This window comes from Microbacterium sp. H6 (assembly GCF_003314775.1).
GTDB classification, from domain to species: domain Bacteria; phylum Actinomycetota; class Actinomycetes; order Actinomycetales; family Microbacteriaceae; genus Microbacterium; species Microbacterium oxydans.
The window spans coordinates 1-744 of sequence record NZ_QOAY01000081.1; the positions used below are offsets into that span (position 1 = coordinate 1).

General features: G+C 72.6%; 1 protein-coding gene. It reads left to right on the top strand.

The genetic code is table 11. The features are described 5' to 3' along the window. A partial coding sequence (locus tag DSP71_RS05835) for a helicase-related protein (protein ID WP_258546285.1) occupies window positions 1–744 on the top strand: 744 nt, incomplete at both ends.

Sequence of the window (744 nt, forward strand, 5' to 3'; positions counted from 1 at the left end):
ACCCGGGACTCGACGGCGTGGGCGCGGTCATCATCGACGAGGTGCACGAGCGCGCCATCGAGACCGACCTCCTCGTCGGTCTGCTCTCCGAGGTGCGCGAGCTGCGGGACGACCTGACGGTCGTGGCGATGTCGGCCACCCTCGACGCCGCCCGGATCGCCGCCGTCATCGGAACCGACGAGTCCCCTGCGCCGGTCGTCGACCACGACGTCCCGGCCTTCCCCCTCACCGAGCGATGGGCTCCGAGTCCCGTGCCCCGCATCGACGAACGGGGAGTCACCCGGGGGTTCCTCGACCACGTCGCGAGCATCACCGCATCCGCAGCCGCCGAACTGGTCCGCGAAGACCCGGAAGCCGATGTGCTGGTCTTCGCCCCCGGCGCTGGTGAGGTGTCGGAGATCGCGCGACGCGTCCGCTCCCTCAGCGACGCCTTCGACGTGCGCGAGTTGCACGGGCGGATCGCCCCGGCGGAACAGGACGCCGTGATCCGCGGCCGCGCGCCGCGCGAGGTCGCCCGCATCATCGTCACCACCTCCCTGGCCGAGTCATCTCTCACCGTGCCGGGTGTACGGCTGGTCGTGGACACCTGCCTGTCGCGGCAGCCCCAGCGTGACGCGGCCCGTGGCATGACGGGTCTGGTCACCACCGCCGCCTCACGCTCCTCGTGCGTGCAGCGTGCCGGACGCGCCACCCGGCAGGGCCCCGGCGCCGTGATCCGCTGCGTCGACGAGCGCACTTACGCCG